The sequence below is a fragment of the Peptacetobacter hiranonis genome (genome assembly GCF_008151785.1).
GTDB classification, from domain to species: Bacteria; Bacillota; Clostridia; order Peptostreptococcales; family Peptostreptococcaceae; genus Peptacetobacter; species Peptacetobacter hiranonis.
Genome location: NZ_CP036523.1, coordinates 1,230,608 through 1,254,498, shown reverse-complemented (window position 1 = coordinate 1,254,498; position 23,891 = coordinate 1,230,608). Strand labels below are relative to the sequence as shown.

Here is a 23,891-nt window from a genome sequence, read left to right as displayed (position 1 = left end):
AGTATGTTTTTGGTTATTGTCCTGTTAAATTGGATGATATTGCAACAATTTCACGTGGTGGTAATTTACAGAAAAAGGACTTTGTAGAAAATGGAAAACCTTGTATTCATTATGGTCAGATTTACACACACTTTGGTGTTTCTTCGGATAAAACATTAACTTTTGTTAATGATGAAGTATTTGAAAAATCAAAAACCGCAAAAACAGGTGATATTGTTATGGCGGTTACTAGTGAGAATATTGAAGATGTATGTTCTTGTACTGCATGGCTTGGAGATGAAGAAATTGCAGTTAGTGGTCATACGGCAATCATCAAACATAATCAGAATGCAAAATATATGTCGTACTTCTTCCGTTCAAGTTCATTCTTTGGGCAGAAGAAAAAATTAGCACATGGTACAAAGGTAATTGAAGTAACACCAAGCAAATTGGGTGGTATTGAAATTATGCTACCTTCAATAGAAGAACAAGAAAGAATTGTATCTATACTTGATAGATTTGATTCATTATGTAACGATATCACATCAGGGATACCTGCTGAAATTGAAGCAAGACAAAAACAATATGAATATTATAGAGATAAATTACTAACTTTTGAATAAATAAGTAAAGGAGGCGGATACTGTGCCATATTTTAATATTGTTGCACAGACAACAGAAAATACAGTAGTTACAGAATATGAGCCAGTAAAAACACGCTCTGGCAATTATCAGTCTGAAGTAGCCTTAGAAAAAGAATTTATTCGTATGCTTACCGAACAAGGATACGAATACCTAAATATACATAACGAAAAAGATTTAATAGCTAACCTTCGTGCTCAACTTGAAAAATTAAACAACTATAAATTCTCTGAAGATGAGTGGGATAGATTTTTCAAAAATTCAATTTCAAATCAGAACGAAGGAATAGTAGAAAAGACTAGAAAAATTCAGGAAGATAATGTTCAGGTTTTAAAACGTGATGATGGTAGTACAAAAAATATCACACTTATAGATAAGAAGAATATACATAATAACTTTTTACAGGTTATCAATCAATATGTAATTGGAACTGCAGAAGGTGCTAGGCATGATAACCGTTATGATGTTACTATTCTTGTGAATGGTTTACCTCTTGTTCATGTGGAATTAAAACGTAGAGGTGTAGCTATTCGTGAGGCATTTAATCAGATTAATAGATATCAGCGTGATTCATTCTGGGCAGGAAGTGGACTTTTTGAATATATACAGATTTTTGTTATCTCAAATGGAACTAATACAAAGTATTATTCTAACAGTACACGTTTCAATGCAATTAAAGATTCTAATTCTTCTTCTAGTACTAAGAAAGGTAAGACAAGCAATAGTTTTGAATTTACTTCATTTTGGGCAGACGCAAACAACCGTGTAATTTCTGATTTGATTGACTTTACAAGAACATTTTTTGCAAAACATACGTTATTAAATATTATCACTAAGTATTGTATTTTCACATCTGAAAATATACTTATGGTAATGCGTCCATATCAGATTACTGCTACTGAACGTATTTTGAATCGTATTGAGATTGCAAACAACTACAAAAAATATGGTGATGTTGCTGGTGGTGGCTATATTTGGCATACAACAGGTTCGGGGAAGACACTTACATCATTTAAAACTGCAAGACAGGCATCATTATTACCATATATAGATAAGGTACTATTTGTAGTTGACCGTAAAGACTTAGATTACCAAACAATGAAAGAATATGACCGTTTTGAAAAAGGTGCAGCAAATAGCAACACTTCTACTGCAATTCTTAAAAAGCAATTAGAGGATAGTAATGCTAAAATTATTATCACAACGATTCAGAAACTTGCAACATTCATTAAGAAAAATAAAGAACATGAAGTTTATGATAAGCATGTAGTTATAATCTTTGATGAGTGTCACAGAAGCCAGTTTGGGGATATGCATGCTGCTATTGTAAAGAGTTTTAAGAAATATCATCTTTTTGGATTTACAGGAACACCTATATTCCCAGCTAATACAGGAAGTATTCGTAATGCTCAGTTTTTTACAACTGAGCAGACTTTTGGCGACCAACTTCATACATATACAATTGTTGATGCTATTAATGATAAAAATGTGCTTCCTTTTAGAGTTGATTATGTAAAGACTATGGATATGAGTGATGACATTGATGATGAGCAGGTTTGGGATATAGCTCGTGAAAAAGCTATGATGGCGCCAGAAAGAATTAAACTTGTTACTGAATATATCCTTAATAATTTTGATAGGAAGACTTATCGTGGTGACAAGACTTACATATATAACACACTAACAAATATTTCAGAAGTTGCTTCTGGTAAAAAAGGTGCTGTAGAGGAAATTAAGCAGAAACAAAGAGTAAGTGGGTTTAACTCTATTTTTGCTGTTGCATCTGTACCAATGGCAAAATTATATTATCAAGAATTCAAGAAACAAATGGAAGCAGATCCTACAAAGAAACTGCGCATAGCTACTATATTTAGCTATGGTGCAAATGAAGATGAGAATGAAGGTACGAGTGGTATTTTAGGTGAGGAAAACTCAGAAGATACATCTGCACTTGACCAGTCTTCAAGAGATTTCCTTGAATCAGCTATTCAAGATTATAATGAGATGTTCCATACAAATTATTCTACAGATGGAGATAAGTTCCAGAATTATTATAAAGATGTTTCTCTTCGTATGAAGAATAAGGAATTAGATTTACTTATTGTTGTAAATATGTTCTTAACAGGGTTTGATGCTACAACATTGAATACATTATGGGTGGATAAGAATTTGAAGATGCATGGACTGATTCAAGCATTTTCAAGAACAAATAGAATACTTAATTCTATTAAAACTTTTGGAAATATAGTATGCTTTAGAAATCTACGGAAACAAGTCGATACTGCTATTTCTCTTTTTGGTGATAAGAATGCAGGCGGTATTGTCTTGATGAAGGGATTCAATGATTATTACTATGGATATGAAGATGTTGATGGAAAGAAATACCCTGGATATGTAGAGATGATGGATAAGCTTATGTCAAAATTCCCACTTTCAGAGTCACAAATTATAGGCGAGCAAAATCAAAAAGATTTCATTTCTCTTTTTGGAGCAATTCTTCGTATGAGAAACCTTTTATCTGCATTTGATGATTTTGCAGATAAAGAGATGATTACAGAACGTGATTTACAGGATTATACTGGAAAATATCAAGATTTAAGAGATATATGGAGGGAAAAACAAAAAAGAGGTGAAAGTACGGATATTATTGATGATATTGTTTTTGAAGTTGAACTTATCAAACAAATAGAAATCAATATTGATTATATACTTATGCTTGTCAAAAATTATCATGATGGTCATTGTAAGGATAAAGATATACTTGTTACAATAAATAGTGCTATTAATGCTAGTCATGAATTACGTAGCAAAAAATCACTTATTGAAAATTTTATTTCAAAAATTAACGATGTTGAAGATGTTATGACGGAATGGAATGATTATGTGGTTGAAAAACGTGAAGAAGAGCTTAATCAGATTATTAAAGAAGAAAATTTGGATGACCTAGAAACAATGAAGTTTATTGAAAATTCATTCCGCGATGGAGAAGTAAAAACCACAGGAACAGATATTAATAAACTTATGCCTAAAGTTTCTCGTTTTGGTGGTGGAAAAAGAGCTAATAAAAAACAAGGTATTATCGATAAGTTTAAGCTATTTTTCGATAAATTCTTTGGTATTGGTGGAACTTTTACTGCGGAAAAGACAAATAATATAAATGATATAGATATTATTTCTGAACAATATGCATCAATGGCTGCAGAAGAATCTGCAACATATAATGTAAATAATAAATAGAAAACAACCACATTGGAGTAGATGAATACTCTAATGTGGTTATTTTTTAGTATTAAATTTACTTTGAAGATTATGTGAACTAAAAATCAAATTAAGACTCTTATAAATAGAGTATAATGAATGTAAAGGTGGTGTCATATATGAAAAAGAAATTTTTTAAGAATCTATTCGAAAAAGAAAATAATCTTCAAATGTACAGTATAAATGAATTCAACGTTTTTAGAGATATAATTTCGTTTTCTAAGGTAGAAGTCTACAAGGAAATGAGATCAATCCTAAGCGATATAGATAAAAATATAGATAGACAGATGGCTGAAACTGTAGAAAAGTACCATATTGTTATGGGACTTAAAGCTCAGACTGAAGAAATCAGCTCTCATTTAACAGGTGCAGAGGAAGAAATAGATGTTGTAATAAGGGATTCTAAAGAAGCGAATATAATAGCTAGGTACTCAGAAAAAATGTTGTACAAGCTTTTAGAAATAGGTTTTGCGTCTTCTGATCGGGAATTAGAGAGAAAGGCAATGACAGTTACATATTCAAAACGGGTTATGATGAAATTGGATAACATAGCTCAAAAGGATCCATCTTTTCTAGACGAATATTACAGAGATGATATTGAGGAATGTAGAGAAGAAGGAGAATTTAAAGATATGGAAGAAGCTGAAGAGGTTAAATTTGAGAGATTTAACGACATTGCAGATTCTGATGTAGAAAATTCCGCTGTTTCAGATTATGAGATGGAAAGTTCTGAGATTGAGGATTCTCATATAGAAACAACAGACATAGAAGAAGCGAATATGGAAGAAATAAAGGAAGACTTAGAAGAGATAATAGATGAGATAGAAGGAAGTTGTGGTGCAGCTGATAATGCAGATGATTCAGACGATGTAGAGTTTGCAGGGGAATTAAAGATAAATATCTACGGAGAAGATGATGATTCTGTATCAGATAAAAACAATACATCTGGAGTAGATGAAGGGGGAATCGATATGATCGATGAAAAATATTCTAAAGAAGCGTATGATTTATTTGTAAAAGGTGATGACCATGAAGTCGCTGAGGAAAAGAAAAATCTTGGCGAAGAAGAGTACGATGTTATCATAAGAGAGTCTACAGATATGGTTTTAAGGGACAATAAAGATAAGGAAAAAGTCGGTGAAGAAGCTTACGAAGAACTTATCAAAGGAAGAAAGATAAAAGAAGTAGAAGAAGACGAATATTAAGAAATAATTGAAAACTTAAGTAAATATTTGGAATAAGAAGCTGTTACATTTTTTGTGATGGCTTCTTTTCTTATAAAATTTATAATAATTTCTAAAAAAATTATTAATTATATTGTAACGACTTTGAGTATCTTCTTTAATATGGTATTATTTAATTATGAAGCTTTCAAGAGAGAGGGGTTACACAAATGAGAAGTACAATGTTTACGATTAAAGGAATTAGAGAAATTTCTAGCGATCCAAATGTCGCACACACTCAGGCGGTTTTATTATATAAATTAGGAAAAACAGAAGCTGCTATAAAAAAATACGAAGAGGCTGCTAGTGAAGGTAATGTAAAATCTCAGTATGCACTAGGAACTATTTTTGAAGATATGGGCGAATTAGAGGAAGCTGAAAGATGGTACAAAATAGCCTACAAAAGCGGTAAAGATGAAGCAGCTTTAGATATAGGTAATATAAAATTCTCAGAAGAGGATTATCAGTATGCACTTTATTGGTACGATAAAGCAGTTGAAATCGGGCTTTTAGCTGCACGGAACAATATGGGTGTTACTTATTATGTATTAAAAAATTATGACAAAGCAGAGGCAATTCTTTTAGACGCTGTAGAACACGACTACGGAAAGGCTTGCTACAACTTAGGTGTGCTTTATAATATGCTTGGTAGAGAAGAAGAAGCATTTGAAATATTTAAAAAGGGAAGCAGATGCGATGACCACGATTGTATGTACAATCTAGCTGTTTTCTACACTCAGATGGGTGAAAGAAAAGAAGCGATAAACTTATACAAACAGCTTTACAAAGTTGGATACAATGAAGCTTGTTTCAATTTAGGTATGCTTATGGAAATGGACGGAGAGCTTGACGAAGCAGAAAGATACTACAAAAAAAGTGCCGATAATGGAGATATGAAATCTCAGTACAGATTGGCTTACATATACGATAGAGAAGAAGATTTAGACGATGCTATAGAATACTATGAAAGAGCTATATCACAGGAACACATTATGTCTAAATTCAGACTTGCAAATCTATTTAATAAAGAAGGAAATATTGTAGATGCAAAAGAATTATACGAAGAAGCTAGTGCTGCAGGTATAATCGAGGCTACTAACAATCTTGGTGGAATTTGTTTTGAACAGAGAGAATATGCTAGAGCAGTAGAGCTTTTCAAAGATGCTATAGATATGAAATGTAGACCAGCTATAGAAAATATAGGTGATTTATATATGGAAACTGGAGCTATAGACAGCGCAATAAGCTACTTTGAAAAACTTTCAGGTAAACTTTCTTGCCAGATAAAATTAGCTAAGATTTACGACGATAGAGAAGATATAGAAGGATCAATCACTTGGTACAAAAAGGCTGCAGAAAATGGAGACATTCCATCAGCGTATAGATTAGCTTGTATATATGAAGATTTAGGAAATATAAAAGGTTCTATAAAATATTTTGAACAGGCAGCTGCAGCAAATCATTTAAATGCTATGGTTCATTTAGGTAGAATTTACTATTATGAAGGTATGTACGACGAGTCTAAGAATAGATTTAGAGTGCCAGCACAGGAAGGAAATACATACTGTCAGCATATGATGGGGGTTATTTCTGATATTTCTGATGAAAATATAGAGGAAGCTACTAGATGGTACGAAAAAGCTAAGTTAAATAATTGTATAGAGTCTGTTGAAAATTTAGGACGGCTTTATTATAAACGGAATGATTTTAATAGAGCTGAGGAGTATTATAAAGAAGGTGTTGAGAGAGGAAGCAGAAAGTGTGCTTATATGCTTGGATGCCTTTATTATAAAAAGAGCAATTTAATATTTGAAAAGCTTGCTAAGAAAGAATTTGAAAATGCTCCTGAAATATTAGGAGATATGAAGGGAATAGATATTGCTGTTAGCGATGTGCAGCTTCCAGCATTTGAATTATGTCCTGTTGAGGTTGTTGAGGAACCTGAATATGTTCCAGGGTATATAATTAATATTAAAGAAGACCTTGAAGGAATGCTTGAAGGATTTAGGGATGATATGGTATTCGATGACGAAAACTAAATAAATTTATTGAAAAGATAGTAAAATGAGAAGGACAATATTATAATTACTATCCGCTCCAGGCTTCGACGTGTGTGTATGCAATAGATTTTGTTGTAATTAAAATACACGTCTGCAGATTGTCGCCGGAGTAGTAGTTATAAATATTGTCCTTATTTTGTTATCTTTTAATAAGTTTTATTTAGTTTTTCGTTTTGGTGATAGAGAAGTTTATAAAATGTTAGAAGCCAAGAGGATTATGAAATAATTAATCTTCTTGGCTTTTTATTATTCTTTAATAAGATTTATTTTATATTTTATTACTAAAATTGCATTAAATAAAAATTATTTGACTATATTAAATATAGATAGATTTTTGATTTTTTAGTTATAGCTCAATTTAAAAAATAAAATTTATAGAGGTAAAACTTATGAAGAATGATATTATTATTTTTAGGAATGGTGAATTAGAGTTAGAAGTAACCATTAGTGAAGATAGAGAAACAGTTTGGCTTTCAGCCAACCAAATGTCGGCATTGTTTGATAGAGATGAAAAAACAATTCGTAAGCATATCAATAATGTATTTAAAGAGAAAGAAGTAAATAAAGAAAACAACACGCAAAAAATGCGTGTTGATGGTGTAAAACAGCCTGTTTTATTTTATTCACTTGATGTTATTATTTCTGTTGGATATCGTGTTAAATCACAAAGAGGGGTAGATTTTAGAAAATGGGCAAGTTCAATTTTAAAAGAATATATGATTAAAGGATATTCTATTAATCAAAAGAGAATAGAGGCTTTGAATCGTACTGTAGAAATTCAATCAAAAATAGCAGAGTCTAAACCAAAAGAAAAAGAGCTAATGATAAACTAAAATGGTCCCTATGTCAAGGACATATATAAAAAAGTCTTAAGCAGCAAGCAGCTGACTTCTATATTGAATGAGTATATGAAAAAAAGTCTGTAAATTTAATCGCCTTCTATGGTAATATCAAATTAATCATAGGAGGCGATTTTTTATTCCTAAGGAAATTATAATAATTTAAAACTGTGGAAAACTTATGTACAATAGTAATATGAATGTATTGAAAAAACAAAAAGATGAAAAAATCATTAAGAAAATATTAAAAAATCACTTTGAAGAATTCAAACTAAAATATTGGAATAAAGTTAGAAGAGAAATGAGGGATCAGATAGAAAATACTGTAATAAAGGCTTTAAATTGTGGAAATATAGAAAAAGGATATATAAAACATAAATGTATAGACTGTGGAGAGGAGTATATTCAAGGGTTCACTTGTAAAAGTAAGTTTTGCACAAAGTGTGGAAGAAAATATTCTATGGAATGGGCAGAAAAACAGGTAGAAAATATTCTTGATGTTTCTCATAGACATGCAGTTTTCACAATTCCAGAGGAGTTAAGAGTCTATTTCTACAGAAAGCGAGAGCTTTTAAAAGATTTACAAGATGCTACATATAAGGTATTAGATAGTTTTCATAAAAAGAAAACAAATGGAGATTATGAATTAGGGGTAATTGCTGTAGTACACACTTTTGGTGGAGATTTAAAATGGAATCCTCACATACATGCCTTATACACCGAAGGTGGAATAGATAGAAATAATAAGTGGTTTAAAAAATTAGATTTCATACCGTATACATATATGAAAAAAGTATGGCGAAAGTTGGTACTAGATATAATAAAAAACAACTTTAGAGATAGAAAAACTAGAAATTTGATAAATAAGTTATATAAGAAAGAATTCTATGTAAATGCAGAAAGACGTTTAACTAATATAAAACAGGCAACTCAATATATAGGTAGATATTTGGCTAGACCAGCTATCGCTGAGTATAGAATAATTAATTACGATGGGAAAAATGTAACTTACTGGTATGAAAACAAAAAACCTAAGGGAAAAAGAGAAATAACTGTAAATGTATTAGAATTTATAGGTAAAATAACCCAACATATTCACCCGAAGGGTTTTAGAGTTGCAAGAAGATACGGTCTATATTCAAGAGTAAAAAATAAATTAAGCATAGAAATATTGAAATTATATAATTTTATGAGACACAGAAATATATCTAAGCTGATAAAAAAGAAGAATACAGTAAAGAAAAATTTTAAAGATAGATTGATAGAATCATTTGGAGTAAATCCTTATATTTGTAAAAAGTGTGGAAAAGACATGATTCTATGGGAAATATGGCATTATAAATATGGATTAATATATAATGTACTAGATAAATCAAATTATAAAAGAATAATCTACGAAGAAATTATAGAAAAAGAAATTTCTTTGAATACAACAACACAAATAGAATTATTTTAAAAGTCTATTAAATAGGCTAGCTTTGCTATACTCAAATATAAATAATAGTGTATAATTAGTGTAATTAAAATTATTAGGAGAAATAGTATGCTAAAAGAATTAGAAGAAATGAGTAAAGGACAAAAGTTATACAATTATGAATGTAAGTCTTGTGGATTTGAAAAAGGAGTACCAGAATTTATATTAGAAGAACTAAGACAAGATGCATTCTTTTCATTGGGAGCGATAGCTTCGCTAAATGAAAAAAATATGCCAGAATTAATTTGTCCTAATTGTGGAGCTAAATTTGAATACAAAAAAACTGACGACCGTTAGGTGTCAGTTAAAGGTACTGTCACAAGAACACCTTTTAAAGGTGTTCTGTGGCAGTATTTTTTATGGGCAGAAAGAAAAGAGAACCATTAAATCCAGAAAAGAAAAATATAATAGCGGAGCTAATTAAAACATATGAAATTAAAACCGCTCAAGACATTCAGGATGCACTTAAAGATCTTTTAGGTGATACTATTCAAGAGATGCTTGAATCTGAAATGAATGAGCATCTTGGGTATGAAAAATATGAACGTGGTGAAAATACTAACTCAAGAAATGGATATAAAACAAAAAGGGTAAGATCTGGAATGGGAGAATATGAGATTGATGTTCCTCAAGATAGAGATTCTTCTTTCGAACCTCAAATTGTCAAAAAAAGACAAAAGGATATTTCTGAAATAGAGCAAAAGATAATAAATATGTATGCTTTAGGCATGAGTAATAGAGATATAACTTCTCAAATAGAGGATATTTATGGATTTGAACTATCTGAAGGAATGATTTCAGATGTAACTGATAAAATAATACCTAAAATCGAAGAATGGAAATATAGACCTCTTGAAAGTGTATATCCTGTTGTATATATAGATGCTATCCATTTCTCTGTTAAAGAAAATGGTTCTGTTAAGAAAAAAGCTGTCTATGTAATTCTTGGTATAAGTTCCGAAGGATACAAAGAAATTCTAGGATTGTATATTGGAGATACTGAAAGCTCTAAGTATTGGTTTTCTGTGCTAAATGAATTAAAAAATAGAGGTGTAAGAGATATTTTAATCGTTTGTGCTGATGGACTATCAGGAATAAAAGAAGCGATAAGCTCCGCTTTTCCAAATACTGAATATCAAAGATGTATTGTTCATCAAGTTAGAAATACATTAAAATATGTATCATACAAAGATAGAAAGGAATTTGCTAATGATTTAAAAACAATATATCATGCCATTAATGAAGAACAGGCTCTAGCTAATTTAGAACGTACTTCAGAAAAATGGAATGAAAAATATCCAAATTCTATGAAATCTTGGTTTAGTAACTGGGATTCAATTATACCGATATTTAAATTTTCACCAGAAACTAGAAAGGTAATTTATACTACAAATGCCATTGAAAGTGTAAATTCGCAGCTTAGAAAAATAAATAAAAAAAGAACTGTTTTTCCAAACAAGATTTCCTTAGAAAAATCACTATATCTATCAGTTGAAAAAATAAGCAAAAAATGGAGTATGCCTATTAGAAACTGGGGATATATTTATGGAGAACTTTCAATAATGTATGAAGATAGATTGTAATAATTAAAAAAGTCAAGAAAGCCGGCTTTTTTAGCTGGTTTTCTTGACTTGCAACAAAATAAATAATATTATGTTTTAAAGGGCGTTAGCCATTTATTCATAAATTATTTTAAGTCTATTATACTACCTAACGGTAGTTTAAGCCATAGAGGGCTTATTTACAGAAAAAATTCTATATACCCTATTGAATAGGAGTCAGCTGTTTTAAATTCCACTGACAACGATCATTATTATAATAATCAATATAATCATCTATTAAGCTTTTTAACTCTTCAAATGTATTGCAACTTTTATAATCTATTTCATCTTTCATATGACCAAAGAATGACTCCTGCGGAGCATTGTCCCAACAATTACCTTTTCTAGACATAGATTGACCTAAATTATATTTTTTTAACAAGTTCTGAAAAATAGTACTTGTATAATGAACTCCTTGATCAGAATGAATAAATGCATCTTTATGTAATTTGTCTGAATTTGATAACATGAGATTGTTAATAGTTGAAATAACAATATCCATTTTTAAATTCTTCGATAAATGATACGATAAAATTTCATTCGTAGAAGAATCTTTTACAGTTGATAAATATGCTGTTTTCCCATTGCCGTACGGCATATACGTAATATCAGTTAAAAGTACTTTTCCTGGTATACCTTGTTTAAATTCTCTATTCAATTTATTAGGAACTGTGTGATGTTCTTTTCTTGCTTTTCCCATACGTTTAGCTGGATTTGACTCGCGAATAGGACATTTAATTCCATATTTTTTCATTATTCTTTGAATTTTTTTTCTGTTAAATATTATATTAAATTTACTTTTTAAAATCATTTTTATTGAACGAGAACCTTTTTTGTATCCTCTGAACTTATATGCTTTAAGAATTATTTCTTTTGCTTCTAAATCCTTTTCTTCTTGTTTGCTTATTACATTCTTGTTTTTTAAATAGTTATAAAATCCAGATCTAGATACTCCTGCAACAATACATAGATGTTTTATCATTTTTTTTAAACAATATTTATTTATTACATCATTAATTAATTTGAATATTTTCACCGAAGGTAGCTTATTATTCATCACCTGCCTTTCTTCGAAGTCTAGCTTTTTTACTAGTTCTAGCTCTGCTTTAAGATATGCTATTTCAGCATCCTTCTTATCTATTATCTCTTTATCTGTTAATTTTCTTTTTCTTGGTCTTCCAGAATTATTAACTCTAGAATCATCTAGTCCCAAAATACCATTTTCTTTATATGACTTTCTCCATCGCTCGCTAGCGCATTTAATACGTTTTGCACCTATGATGTTAGTGTCAAAACCTGCTTCTTTAAATATCTGTGTTGGATTTTTTCCCTTATTGTATTCTGTTATGAAATGTATTTTAAATTCATTTGTATATGTTATTGATTTACAGCTTACATTCTTTACAAATGGATTTTTTGATAGCTCTAATGTTTCTTCTTTACTAAATTGTTTTTTACTCATAAATTACTCACCTCTATATTAAAATTATACAAAAAAAGAACCTATAGATGAAACACCTTTTTACAAGTGTCCATTCTATAGGTTCCATTTTAAACCTTATTATGAACTTTTTAGATTAAATAAAAATTATTTGACTATATTAAATGTAGATAGCTTTTAAAGTATTATTTTTTTAAAATAATGTATTTATGTTATATTAGATAATATCCCAAAATAACAAGCTGAGGACAAGAGAAATATCTGCTTAAAAGCGACAATACTGCAAGCGCCCCACAACTGCTAAATATGTTGTTTTAACAGTGTGGGGCGCTGAATTATGAAAATAAGAGCAGATATACTCTTGTCCTTTTATAATTTATATACTCATTATTAGATACGCTGTGTATCCTACGTAAAGAGCAGTTAATATTGCTCCTTCAACCCTGTTTATATCTTTTCTAACAACAGTAAATATATAAGTAAGTACTGTCACACCAATCATAAACAAGCAATCCACAAACAGCTTAGGATCTATTGCTATTGGAGAAATAGCAGCAGATGCACCTAGAACAAATAATATATTAAACATATTTGATCCGATTACATTTCCTAAAGCGATATCACTCTCACCTTTAGTAGCTGCAATTATAGATGTCACTAGCTCTGGTAGAGAAGTACCAATAGCAACTATTGTAAGACCTATAAGTTGGTCACTTACACCGAAGCTTTTTGCTATTCCAGTAGCTGCATTTACAACAACCTGTCCACCTAAAACTATTGCTATTATCCCACCTATTGAGAATATTATAGCCTTTGAAATAGGCATTGTTTCAACTGGAGCATCTATTTCTACAGTTATTTTTTCATTAGGATTGGCTTTCTGGGCTTCTAAAGCCTGATTTCTAGAGCTTAGAGCTGACATTATTAGCGAATACATAAAAACAGCGAAGAACATTAAAAGAACTAGACCATCTCCTCTACTAAGCTGGTTTACTGAAGTTCCACCAAAGAACTGATCTCCAATTATTACAAATGTAAGTAGAGATATAAGTATTAAAAATGGAAACTCTTTAATTCTAACACTTTTTTCTACCATTAATGGCTTTATCATGGCAGATACACCAACGACCATAAGAAGATTGAATATATTAGATCCAATAACATTCCCCATAGCCATACCATTTTGTCCACTTAAAGATGCTGTGATACTTACCGCTGCTTCAGGAGCACTAGTACCAAAGGCTACGATTGTAAGCCCTATTATAAGAGAAGGGATTTTTAGCGACTCTGCAATACTTGACGCCCCTTCAACAAAATAGTCGGCTCCCTTTACAAGAAGAACAAATCCGACTACTAATAAAATATAATTCATATTAAGTTTACCCCCTTTGTAAATTTCCCTTAAAATTAAAAGTCTGTTTCATAAGCATTCTAAATAGTTTAAAACACTTACGAAACAGAATCTATAAAAGTTTATTTTTAGACATTAACATAGTGATAATTACACATATAATTACTGATATAAAAGATATCAACCAGAAACCGTTTGGGTTTTCTGCAAGCGGAATTCCGCCGACGTTCATTCCAAAGAACCCTGATATTAATGTAGGTAATGAAACAATAAGTGTGATAACTGTAAGAACCTGCATAACATTGTTCTGGTTATTACTTATTATCGCACTGAAGGCGTCCATGATTCGGCTAAGTATATCTCCATAAATAGTAGCCATTTCAAGAGCCTGTCTGTTTTCTACAATAACATCGTCTAATAAATCGTCGTCGTCGTGATACTTCTTAATACTTGATGTTTTAAGCATCTTATTAAGCACTAACTCATTAGATTTTAATGAAGTAGAGAAGTAAACCAGAGATTTTTCAAGCTCTAGTAACTGAATAAGCTGCTTGTTCTGCATTGAGTCATATATTTCTTTTTCTAGAGTAGTAGTCATCTTGTTTATTCTTCTTAGATAGTGTAGGTAGTAAGATGCATTTTTGTGCAAAATCTGAAGAAGAAAACGAGATTTCATATTAGTGTAGAAATCCTTTATATGACCGACAATAAAGTCATTAAGGATCTTTGTCTGTTCACTACATACTGTAAGAATTACATCTTCGGTAATTATTATACCAAGCGGTATAGTGCTGTATAACGAGTTATGTGAGTCACTCTCATCTATAGGTATATCTATAAGGATAAGAGTATGGTTGTCATTTACTTCGATTCTTGAACGTTCCTCCTCATCCAGAGCAGCGTTGATACTTTCGATATCGATGTCAGTATAATCATGTATCTCATGTATCTCACTCTGATTAGGCTCAACAAGGTTGATCCAGCATCCTTCTTCTGGCTCGTTTATTTTTTCTAGCTTAGAATCGATAGTTTTATAGTATCTTATCATCGCAACACACTCCTTGTTTTTAATTATAGTAGTACTATCGGCTAACGAGTGATCAAAGCCAAACTACTATTGCGACTAAGATACTGTTAACAGATAGGTTTTAAATTTTTAATACTTTGCAACGGATAACTATCCATTGCACATCACTCTCCTTTTCCAATTTAAAAATATCTATCCATTAAATAGAATACATTTTATTTGACAGAAAATCAAGGAAATTTGTTCAAATGACTGAGAATTTTTACATTGTAATATGAAAAGAAAAGAGTAAAAAATAATTGACATAGTAGGCGATATGAATTATCATAATATATGTGTTTGAAAGATACTTTTTAAAAAAGTATACTTTATTAATATGTGCCTGTAGTTCAATTGGTAGAATGTCAGACTCCGACTCTGAAGGTCTGCGGGTTCGAGTCCCGTCGGGTACACCATTTATTAGGAAGTCCTGCAAATTTTGTGGGACTTCTTGTTTTTTAAACAGAAAATTTAATAAAAGAAAACTCAGGAGGTTATTTTTAATGAATAAAATTACGACTAAAGACTTAGTTATGATGTCGCTTTTGGTTGCGATAACGATAATTTTATCAAGATTCCTATCAATATCTACTCCAATAATAAAGATAGGATTTAGTTTTGTTCCACTAACAATAGCGGGGATACTTTATGGAGCAAAATATACGATGATCATAGCAGTAATAGCCGATTTAATAGGGGTAACACTGATAACAGGGGATTTCTTCCCAGGATTTACAGTTACAACAGCATTAGTTGGACTAACTTACGGAAAATTCCTTTACAACAAACCAAAAGCTATGAAAAACATCATCATATGTACTATAATAGTAAACTTAATTGAACTAATTCTAAACACAGGTAATATATACCTACTTAGCGGATATGGTTTTATGGCTACATTACCAACAAGAGCTTTTAAAGCTGTTTTAATGGTGCCAATAAAGGCGTTTGTGATATACAACCTTTCATACCCTATTGCTAATATGAAAAGCATGGTAGTAAATAGAAGAGCTGTTTAAGATTTAATTTTAAATTGTAAAAATAATGTAATTTAAAGATTTGAAATTTATCTTTAAATGTATTAATATATAGTATAGTTGTGAGTGTAAAGAGATTGATTTTGAGTTTTGAGTAAATCTTAAATCTAAAAATTTTTAAAAAATATTTAGAAAATAAAAATTGATTGAACTTAAAATTTCATAAATCTTTAGAAATAATATCAATTTAATTTAATAATTGGGTGTTAATATTATAATTAAGTAAAACGAATCAGATAGACGGGAGGTTTTTTCATGAATAATGTAGAAAAGAAACAAATATCTGTGTTTTTCGGAATAGCTCTTATGTTTATGATAGCTCTTTCAATTATGTATTATCAAGATAGAAATCCGGATTTATTATTGTATATGATCTTCTCACCAGCATTGGCAGCATTAATAACTAGAATGATTTGCAGAGAAGGTCTTAGAAATATGTTCTTGAAGATAAACATCAAAAGGAATAAAAAGACTTACATAAAAACATTGCTTTTTACTCCTTTCATAATATACTTTGGAGCAGTTATAAACTATATAATATTCCATTCAGGGGTTAAATTATTGGGGATGGTGACAGTTTACAATCTTCAGTATACAAGTATGTTTGAATATTTGAAGAGTGTTACATATGAGGTTTCAAATTTAGCGATAATCTTCCCAATCTATGGTATAATTCAGAGCTTTTGTGAGGAATTTGCTTGGAGAGGTTATCTTCTTCCAAGAATGTGCAAGATTATGAAACCAGATAAGGCAGCTGTACTTAATGGATTTTTATGGGGAGTATGGCAGTTGCCGATAATTATGATTTTATATATGAAAGTAGCGGAGAATCCGTTAAATGGAGCAGTGATGCTTTTAATTATGAGTACATCAGTAGGTGTTATTCAGTCTTATTTACTTTATAAGACAGAGTCGCTTTGGTGTCCGGTGTTATTCAATTTATCGTTGAATATTATAAATATATATAATCCAGCTTCTATTTTTGTTAATGTTGCAGCTGGGAATTCAATAAGTCATGTTCTTCCTGGTGTTGTGGGAATGGCAGGACTTGTAATAGCAGGAATGTTATGCTATAGAGAAAGTAAAAGAGTATATGTAAACTTTTTAGTAGGATGGACTTTTTTGAAATTATTTTTGGTGATAAGGCTATGCTATAAAAAATATATAAATTTATTTTATAAAAATATTAAATCTTTTATTGAACAATCTGGTATGAATTTACTAACTTATAAGAAGTGTATAATGTCAAAATTTACCAAAACTATTGATAATATGTAGCATATGAGTTATATAGACAAAACTCTCTCGACAATCTGCAAGCGTGTATTTTATTTGCAACAATACACATTACTTACACGCACGCTGAAGCCTGGAGAAGAGTTTGTCTATATCTCATATGCTTCTCATAGTAACAAAGTTTCTGATAAATTTTGACATTATATACACACTTTAAGCAGTAAATTCATACCAGATTATACAAAAAAGAGACTGTTACAAATATGCAACAGTCCCATATATATCTATCTCTTTATAGATGCAGCCATTCTGTGGTATGTATGTCTTACCCCTCTTATCACTTTACCGTATTCAAATATATTTTCTGGAAGTGCCATTCCCATATATCCTGAATCTCCTAAATGATGAAGATCTGTTCCAGCCATTTTGCACATAAGGGCTATATTTTTTATAGTTGAAACATCAGCACCTTCCTGAGAAGTACCTATTGAAGTAAGAGTTAATTTTCCTAGCTCGTGAGCATAAGATACAAGTCCTCTTATATATTCCATAGTTATTCCAGGAACTGTACCTGGTGCAGGCATTAATATTATATCTGCTCCTGCTTCAGAGAATTCTTTAACATCATTTCTAGTTATTATTTTTTCACCAGCTTCACCAAGTATACCAGCTGCGTGCATTTTACCAGCTATTAAAACAACGCTATCTCCAAGTTCTTTTCTGTAAAGTTTTAGAGTATCTGTTATAGCTTTATTTGTAACACCTATACCAGGGTTTCCAGTAAGTACTATGAAGTCAGCACCCATTTCAACTGCTTTTTTAGCATTTTCTAAAGTACCTGCACGTCCTGAAGATAATCCAGCCCATTCATCAGTTTCAACAGTACTAGCAACACCTTCTTCAAGTGGTTCAAGGTTTAAACCAACTGGTCTACCTGTAAGTTCTTTGATTTTTCTTATGTAATCTTCTGGTTTAACATCAGCAGGAAGTCCATGCATAACAGGGTTGTTTACATCAAATATGTTTAGAAGTATTATATCAGCTCCCATTGATGCAGCAAATTCTGCGTTTGTTACATCGCCAAGCATCTGAGGAACAGCACCTATAGTTTCGCAAACTACTATTCTTCCTTCACTGGCTGCTATTGATTCGATAAGTTCTGATTTTGTCATTTTTTCAAAATCAGATGCGTTACAGTTTAAAAATCTTTTCATTTTGTTTTTTCCTTTCTTTTAATCTTTTTTAATTTTTGTGTGTAAAAATAAATAGCTACTAAAAACTTCTAAACTTTCCACAAAAAAGAGAATAAGATTTGTTTCTATTTATATTAAAAGAAAATAGGTATAAGTGGTTTGTTTTTAAGATTTAAAGTAGCTATTCATAATATAATTATACTAATATTTACCGTTAATTGCAAATGCGTGATTCATTGGTCCACTACCTTTTCCAAGGTCTAGCATTGCAGCTAAAGCACCAGAAATATAAGCCTTTGCAGATTCAACAGCTTCATCTAAATTCATTCCTTTTGCTAGGTTTGAAGCTATTGCACTAGAAAGAGTACAACCTGTTCCATGAGTGTTTGGGTTGTCGATTCTTTTTCCGCTGAACCATTTAAATTCTCCGTCAGAGTATAGTAGGTCGTTTGCATCATTTATGCTATGACCTCCTTTTAAAAGGACTGCGGCATTGTATTTTTTACCGATTATTTCTGCAGCATTTGTCATATCTTCCGCAGAATTTATTTTAATGTTTGATAGTATCTCAGCTTCTGGTATGTTTGGTGTAAGAAGTGTTGCAAGAGGGAATAAAACTTCCTCAAGTGTAGAGATTGCATCGTCTTGAAGTAGTTTAGAACCACTAGTAGATACCATAACTGGATCTATTACAATATTTTTTGCTTCATATTTTTTTAATCCTTCTGCTATTGCTTTTATAATCGGAGCAGAGGATACCATTCCTATTTTTACAGCATCTGGGTAAATGTCTGTGAATACTGCATCTAATTGCTGAGTAACAAATTCTGGAGAAGATTCAAATACCCCAAATACCCCAGTTGTGTTTTGTGCAGTAAGTGCTGTGATTACAGATTCTGCAAATACGCCGTTTGCAGTCATGGTCTTAATATCGGCTTGTATGCCTGCACCACCACTGCAGTCACTTCCTGCTATTGTTAAAGCAACTTTCATAATTTTTCCTCCTTAAAAAAGATAAGATTTATAATTCTTCAGTTAGTTCTTTAAGTTTTTTAGTGGCAGCAGTTATATCGTCGCTTGCAAATATAGCACTTATTACAGAAACACCATCTATTCCACTGCCTTTTAGTTTTAATAAATTATCTGCACTTATTCCACCTATTGCAACTACTGGGATTGATACAGTTTCACATATTTCTTTTAATGTTTCAAATGTTACGCTGTCAGCATCTCCTTTAGTAGAAGTAGGGAAGACTGCACCAACACCAAGATAGTCCGCTCCATCTCTTTCTGCTTTTAAAGCTTCCTCAACTGTAGATGCAGATACACCTAAAATTGCATTTTCTCCAAGCATATCTCTAACTTTTTTAGCGTCCATATCTTCCTGACCAACATGAACACCATCAGCTTTTATTTCAGCTGCGATATTTATATTATCATTTACGATAAATGGTATTTTAAATTCTTTGCAAAGAGCCTGAATTTCCTTTGCTTCTTCTAAAAATTCATTTTCTGGAAGATTTTTTTCTCTTATCTGAAGGATAGTAGCCCCACCTTCAAGACATTCTCTTACTTGTTCAGCAAGAGTTCTTTCATTTAACCAATGTCTGTCAGTTATAGCGTATAACTGTAAATCTTTTCCATTTATATTACTTGATTTCAAATTTAGCACCTTCTTCCAATTTATTTCCATCCATATTATATATAGCGTCGATTATTCTATTTCTGTAAGTAGAGTTTCCGTCAGTTTTTTCCATATTAGACCAACCAATTTCTCCAGAAAGTCCCATATCTATTACAGCAGCTGCAGTTGCTTCAAGCATATTGTCCTGATTTGCAGCGATAAATGATGCAATTAGTCCAGAAAGCTGACATCCAGTTCCAGTTATTTTTCCCATTTCAGCTCTACCATTTCTGATTACAAAGCATCTTTCAGCATCAGCAACTAAGTCTATAGCACCAGTTATTGCAATTATACTACCTGTTTCTTTTGAAAATGATTTTGCAAATTCTACCATAGAGTCAAGATTTTCTTCAGTAACTGCATCTCCAACAGCTGCGTCGACACCTTTTCCAGCTCCGATACCAGTAGCTAAGAATTTTATTTCTGAAACATTTCCTCTTATTACAGAGAATTTTACATTTTCAAGAAGTTCTTTAGCAGTTTTGTTTCTTAAAGCACTCGCACCTACACCAACAGGATCTAGTACAGTTGGGTGATTTAATTCGTTCGCTTTTTTACCAGCTAATATCATAGAAGGGATTGTGTTTCTATTAAGTGTACCGATATTTATATTTAAGGCAGTACAAACAGAAGTTATATCCTCAACTTCCTCAGAATCGTCGGCCATGATAGGGCTTGCACCACAAGCTAATATTATATTTGCAACATCGTTTACAGTAACGTAATTAGTGATATTGTGGATAAGTGGTGATATTTCTCTTACATTTTCAATAGTTGATTTTAACATTTTAATTCCCCCAGTCTTTTTAGTATTGAGAGAGATTTTAAAAATAAAAAAACACGAAACCAACAAAGGCTCGTGTTTGATATCTTATCTTCTCCCTACGTTGGCATTATCCAAATCAGGTTAAGGGTCTAGGTTTTACCTACTCTCAGCCGAAAAAGCTCCCCTGCTTGATTTTAAATTATTTTAAAAATTCAACTAATTAAATGATAGCATAGAAAATAGTTTTTTTCAATTGTGTAGAAGTTTTGATGTTGGAAAATGAATGAAAGTGTTGGAAATTTTTTTGAAAAGTAATATTTTTAGTGATATAATATTTAATGTTATTAGTTATATACGATTTAAATATGTCTCTGTAGCTCAGCAGGATAGAGCACCGCTCTCCTAAAGCGGGTGTCGCAGGTTCAATTCCTGTCAGGGACACTTTGAATAATTGAGGATGCCAATGGATTTTTCTAATGGCATCCATCATTTTATTCTGTCGTTTGTGTTGTGATAAATTTGTAAGCCGTTTATATATTGTAATTCAAAGCAAAAATAGTCTTACTAACAAAAGAGTTGTAACAACCTTTTTCATTCAGTTTTACATATATGTAGAAGATAATATAATTCTATCTATTACATTGTCGTAAGCTTGTTTTGTTCTAGAATCAAACAATACAAATCTTATGCAATCAAATTCATTTTGATGTTCCATGTAGAAGTCATTTACTGTTGTTACTGCTATTTCTGCAGCTTCTTCTAAAGGATAGCTGTAAACTCCAGTTGAGATTGACGGAAATGCAATAGTACGAATTTTGTTTTGTAATGCTAGTTTCATAGAGTTTTTATACGCATTTGCAAGTAGTTGTGGTTCGCCAGAGTTCCCACCTCTGTATATTGGACCAACTGTGTGAATTACGTATTTGCAAGGTAGTTTATACGCGGATGTTATTTTTGCTTCCCCTGTTTCACATCCGTTTAGTGTTCTACATTCTGCTAAAAGTTCTCGTCCTGCTGCACGATGTATTGCCCCATCTACACCGCCACCACCTAAAAGGCTGTTGTTTGCTGCATTTACGATTGCTTCTACGTCTGTCTGTTTTGTTATATCTCCAAGTACTGTTTCTATTGTCATATTAGATTCCTCCTCAGAAAAATTTATTACTTCGATAATTTATCGGATAAAATTATTTAGCTTTGTAGAAGTATGGTCCTAGTTCTTCTTCGTGAGGTATTACATAAGTCCAACTGTTTAGTGGATCGAAGAAATAGAAATCTGATGATTCTAAATCGCTTTTTTCAAATAACTCATCTATATCTTTTGCATTAAGTAAATTTGCGTTTCCAATTATATATGTCTGTTCTGCATATTCAAAGAATAGGTAAAGCTCATGTTTTTCTTCTTTATCAAAAGCTGCTTTTGCTTCGTTACCTGTAAGAGCAGGAAGAAGGTCAAAGCTAAATAAATGCCATTTGAACTGGTCAGAGTAGTTCTTTTTATTTTCTTTTGCTTCCTCAGAAACTAAAGCATCAAATTCTTTATCCCACTGCTCAGCGATAGGCTTTTTAGGTACATGTAAGAATAGAACACCTTTGTCTATTAAATTTTTAAGTTTTTCAGATTCTTCTTCGCTCAAATTTTCTACATCTGCAGCTGGATTTTTAGCGAATTTTTTTGCTATAAATACATCGCTTATGAAACTAAACACTATGTAAACAATAGTTACAAATAAAAGAATTTGTATATTCCAGTTTAGTTTTAGGAAGTAGCTGACAAGCGATAGTATTGCAAAGAATACAACACCACTTACTAAATATTTTGAGTATCTTTTCATAAAATTATTCCTCCTAGTTTTATTTATTAAATGAGTTTAAACTTATTTATATAAATCATTTATTTCTATATATTATAATACTTTACTTATTAGGAATACAATATTTAATCAAGTTCTTCTTTGGTATATTCTATTTTACAGCCTCATTTTTATATATTTTTTCTCTGTTTTTAAAGTACTTAATTTAAGAAAATTTATTAATACAAATGTATTAACATTATATAGTATTTGTGCGAAAAATTCTTAAATATTTATAAAATTAATAATAAATTAATTAGTTAAATTTGACTTATATCAAAAAGAGTGCTATATTTCAAAACTGTAAAGAACTTTTTAAGGGGTGAACTATGAAAACAGGATTATTATTAGAAGGTGGAGCGATGCGTGGTTTGTACACTGCAGGTGTTCTTGATGTGTTTATGGAAAATAACATAAAAATCGATGGGATAATAGGTGTTTCTGCTGGGGCATTGTTTGGAATGAACTACAAATCAAAGCAGCATGGTAGAGTGTTGAGATATAATAAAAATTATGCAACAAGCAAGGAATACATGGGATTTCATTCGTGGATAACTACGGGAAATGTTATGAACAAGGAATTTTGTTTTAACAAGCTTGTAAATGAGCTAGATCCAGTTGATTTCGATACATATAAAAATAGCGACGAGGAATTTTATGCAACTGTGACAAATATCGAAACTGGAAAACCAGAGTATATTAAGCTAGATGATTTTAGAGATAAGAATCAGATTGAGTATTTGCGTGCATCTGGATCTATGCCATTTTTATCAACTCCAGTTTGTGTGAAGGGTAAGAGCTATTTAGATGGTGGAATTTCTGATAGTATCCCAATAGATAAGATTATGAGCATGGGCTACGATAGAGTGATTGTAGTACTTACAAGACCTGAGGACTATAGAAAGAAAAAATCAAACGAGCTTATGCCTAAACTTTTCTATCGCAAGTATCCTAATTTGATTTCTACTATAAATAATAGATATAAAGTGTACAATGAGGAGCTTGAAAAGGTAAATGAGCTTGAAAAAGAGAAGAAGATTTTTGTATTAAGACCTTCAAGACTTGTAGATATCAAGAGAATTGAAAGAGATTTGGATAAAATTCAGGAAATGTACGATTTAGGAAGAGAAGATGCAAGTAACAAACTTTTATCTTTAAAAGAATATTTAAGCCTTTAAATTAGCAAGT

General features: G+C 31.2%; 20 protein-coding genes, 2 tRNA genes and 1 riboswitch. Of the genes, 13 read left to right on the top strand and 9 right to left on the bottom strand.

What is annotated here, in order from left to right:
- Positions 1-29: 29 nt before the first annotated feature.
- The 8 genes from KGNDJEFE_RS05820 to KGNDJEFE_RS05785 all read left to right on the top strand — a co-directional run bounded on the left by KGNDJEFE_RS05820 (position 30) and on the right by KGNDJEFE_RS05785 (position 11,058).
- Positions 30-602, top strand: coding sequence for a restriction endonuclease subunit S (locus KGNDJEFE_RS05820; protein WP_244949453.1), 573 nt, complete (start codon positions 30-32; stop codon positions 600-602).
- A 22-nt stretch (positions 603-624) separates the two neighbouring features.
- Positions 625-3,858: a type I restriction endonuclease subunit R gene (locus KGNDJEFE_RS05815; protein WP_006440452.1), complete on the top strand. Its 3,234-nt coding sequence runs from the start codon at positions 625-627 to the stop codon at positions 3,856-3,858.
- Between the two features lie 140 nt (positions 3,859-3,998).
- A complete protein-coding gene (locus KGNDJEFE_RS05810) occupies positions 3,999-5,084 on the top strand; it encodes a hypothetical protein (RefSeq protein WP_040410472.1) in 1,086 nt (361 codons plus the stop codon).
- Between the two features lie 188 nt (positions 5,085-5,272).
- Entirely contained in the window at positions 5,273-7,141 is a 1,869-nt protein-coding gene (locus tag KGNDJEFE_RS05805) for a tetratricopeptide repeat protein (protein ID WP_040410473.1), read from the top strand.
- A gap of 410 nt (positions 7,142-7,551) precedes the next feature.
- The gene (gene rhuM, locus KGNDJEFE_RS05800; protein WP_006440455.1) at positions 7,552-7,995 is read left to right on the top strand and encodes a RhuM family protein; all 444 of its coding nucleotides are present in this window, start codon (positions 7,552-7,554) and stop codon (positions 7,993-7,995) included.
- A gap of 202 nt (positions 7,996-8,197) precedes the next feature.
- Positions 8,198-9,457, top strand: coding sequence for an IS91 family transposase (locus KGNDJEFE_RS05795; protein ID WP_170239654.1), 1,260 nt, complete (start codon positions 8,198-8,200; stop codon positions 9,455-9,457).
- Between the two features lie 87 nt (positions 9,458-9,544).
- Positions 9,545-9,772: a hypothetical protein gene (locus tag KGNDJEFE_RS05790; protein ID WP_118549764.1), complete on the top strand. Its 228-nt coding sequence runs from the start codon at positions 9,545-9,547 to the stop codon at positions 9,770-9,772.
- Positions 9,773-9,834: 62 nt separating this feature from the next.
- Positions 9,835-11,058 carry an IS256 family transposase gene (locus KGNDJEFE_RS05785; RefSeq protein ID WP_118549489.1) on the top strand — a complete coding sequence of 408 codons (1,224 nt, stop codon included), beginning with the start codon at positions 9,835-9,837 and terminating at the stop codon, positions 11,056-11,058.
- 181 nt (positions 11,059-11,239) lie between these two features.
- On the opposite strand, the gene KGNDJEFE_RS05780 is transcribed toward KGNDJEFE_RS05785, so the two are convergent.
- From KGNDJEFE_RS05780 to KGNDJEFE_RS05770, 3 genes are all read right to left on the bottom strand, one after another.
- Positions 11,240-12,538, bottom strand: a complete 1,299-nt coding sequence (locus KGNDJEFE_RS05780; RefSeq protein ID WP_148881814.1) for an IS3 family transposase — start codon at positions 12,536-12,538, stop codon at positions 11,240-11,242.
- A 355-nt stretch (positions 12,539-12,893) separates the two neighbouring features.
- Positions 12,894-13,889: a calcium/sodium antiporter gene (locus KGNDJEFE_RS05775; RefSeq protein ID WP_006439571.1), complete on the bottom strand. Its 996-nt coding sequence runs from the start codon at positions 13,887-13,889 to the stop codon at positions 12,894-12,896.
- Between the two features lie 91 nt (positions 13,890-13,980).
- The gene (locus KGNDJEFE_RS05770) at positions 13,981-14,916 is read right to left on the bottom strand and encodes a magnesium transporter CorA family protein (RefSeq protein WP_006439570.1); all 936 of its coding nucleotides are present in this window, start codon (positions 14,914-14,916) and stop codon (positions 13,981-13,983) included.
- 357 nt (positions 14,917-15,273) lie between these two features.
- On the opposite strand from KGNDJEFE_RS05770, the gene KGNDJEFE_RS05765 reads away from it, so the two are divergent.
- The 3 genes from KGNDJEFE_RS05765 to KGNDJEFE_RS05755 all read left to right on the top strand — a co-directional run bounded on the left by KGNDJEFE_RS05765 (position 15,274) and on the right by KGNDJEFE_RS05755 (position 17,249).
- Positions 15,274-15,350: transfer RNA gene (locus KGNDJEFE_RS05765), tRNA-Arg, on the top strand.
- An 87-nt stretch (positions 15,351-15,437) separates the two neighbouring features.
- Positions 15,438-15,953, top strand: coding sequence for a folate family ECF transporter S component (locus tag KGNDJEFE_RS05760; protein ID WP_148881813.1), 516 nt, complete (start codon positions 15,438-15,440; stop codon positions 15,951-15,953).
- Between the two features lie 273 nt (positions 15,954-16,226).
- Positions 16,227-17,249: a CPBP family intramembrane glutamic endopeptidase gene (locus KGNDJEFE_RS05755; protein ID WP_148881812.1), complete on the top strand. Its 1,023-nt coding sequence runs from the start codon at positions 16,227-16,229 to the stop codon at positions 17,247-17,249.
- A 242-nt stretch (positions 17,250-17,491) separates the two neighbouring features.
- On the opposite strand, the gene KGNDJEFE_RS05750 is transcribed toward KGNDJEFE_RS05755, so the two are convergent.
- The 4 genes from KGNDJEFE_RS05750 to thiM all read right to left on the bottom strand — a co-directional run bounded on the left by KGNDJEFE_RS05750 (position 17,492) and on the right by thiM (position 20,871).
- Positions 17,492-18,421, bottom strand: a complete 930-nt coding sequence (locus KGNDJEFE_RS05750) for a DUF7916 family protein (protein WP_006439567.1) — start codon at positions 18,419-18,421, stop codon at positions 17,492-17,494.
- Between the two features lie 180 nt (positions 18,422-18,601).
- Positions 18,602-19,393 carry a bifunctional hydroxymethylpyrimidine kinase/phosphomethylpyrimidine kinase gene (thiD, locus tag KGNDJEFE_RS05745; protein ID WP_006439566.1) on the bottom strand — a complete coding sequence of 264 codons (792 nt, stop codon included), beginning with the start codon at positions 19,391-19,393 and terminating at the stop codon, positions 18,602-18,604.
- Between the two features lie 28 nt (positions 19,394-19,421).
- Complete coding sequence (gene thiE / locus KGNDJEFE_RS05740; RefSeq protein ID WP_408634602.1) at positions 19,422-20,072, bottom strand: thiamine phosphate synthase; 651 nt, start codon at positions 20,070-20,072, stop codon at positions 19,422-19,424.
- Positions 20,050-20,871, bottom strand: a complete 822-nt coding sequence (thiM, locus tag KGNDJEFE_RS05735) for a hydroxyethylthiazole kinase (protein ID WP_006439564.1) — start codon at positions 20,869-20,871, stop codon at positions 20,050-20,052. The genes thiE and thiM overlap by 23 nt, the downstream gene beginning before the upstream one ends.
- A gap of 75 nt (positions 20,872-20,946) precedes the next feature.
- Positions 20,947-21,046, bottom strand: a riboswitch (TPP riboswitch).
- 171 nt (positions 21,047-21,217) lie between these two features.
- Here thiM and KGNDJEFE_RS05730 point away from each other — a divergent pair.
- Positions 21,218-21,291: transfer RNA gene (locus KGNDJEFE_RS05730), tRNA-Arg, on the top strand.
- Between the two features lie 160 nt (positions 21,292-21,451).
- Here KGNDJEFE_RS05730 and KGNDJEFE_RS05725 read toward each other — a convergent pair.
- Entirely contained in the window at positions 21,452-21,985 is a 534-nt protein-coding gene (locus KGNDJEFE_RS05725; protein ID WP_006439563.1) for an O-acetyl-ADP-ribose deacetylase, read from the bottom strand.
- A gap of 52 nt (positions 21,986-22,037) precedes the next feature.
- Positions 22,038-22,685 carry a DUF4275 family protein gene (locus KGNDJEFE_RS05720; RefSeq protein ID WP_006439562.1) on the bottom strand — a complete coding sequence of 216 codons (648 nt, stop codon included), beginning with the start codon at positions 22,683-22,685 and terminating at the stop codon, positions 22,038-22,040.
- A 347-nt stretch (positions 22,686-23,032) separates the two neighbouring features.
- On the opposite strand from KGNDJEFE_RS05720, the gene KGNDJEFE_RS05715 reads away from it, so the two are divergent.
- Positions 23,033-23,881 carry a patatin-like phospholipase family protein gene (locus tag KGNDJEFE_RS05715; protein WP_006439561.1) on the top strand — a complete coding sequence of 283 codons (849 nt, stop codon included), beginning with the start codon at positions 23,033-23,035 and terminating at the stop codon, positions 23,879-23,881.
- Positions 23,882-23,891: the final 10 nt, after the last annotated feature.